The 410-nt window shown below is 61.2% G+C and carries 1 protein-coding gene; it reads right to left on the reverse strand.

The genetic code is table 11. From position 1 onward, the window contains the following. On the reverse strand, positions 1 to 338 hold a 338-nt coding region (locus tag ACX12L_RS23035; protein ID WP_459264587.1), incomplete at its 3' end, for an IS5 family transposase. Between the last annotated feature and the right edge of the window lie 72 nt (positions 339 to 410).

The following is a 410-nucleotide window of genomic DNA, read 5'->3' on the forward strand; positions in this document are numbered from 1 at the left end:
CCCCCTTTTCCAGTCGCGGCTTGCTGGTGGGCGCGAACGATGGTGCTGTCTATCAACAGGTACTGATTGCCCCGATCCTTGACCAGCACGGCAAACACCTGCTCCCAGACACCAGCAGCGGCCCAGCGCGTGAAGCGCTTGTGCACGGTCTTGTACTTGCCGTAGCGCTCCGGCAAGTCGCTCCAGCGCGCGCCCGAGCGCAGTACCCAGAGCACGCCATTGACGAAGGCACGGTTGTCTGCGCCACTGCGCCCAGGATCCGAGACTTTGCCGGGCAGCAAACCCTCAAGACGTTCCCATTGGTGATCTGTCAGTTCGTAGCGGCTCGGGCGAGACATTCAGGCTGGTTTCCTCCTACCTGTATCGTCTCATTTCCCATGCGCGTCGCTCTGAATGTCGATTCGCCCTAG

This window comes from Alicycliphilus sp. T452, assembly GCF_054512775.1.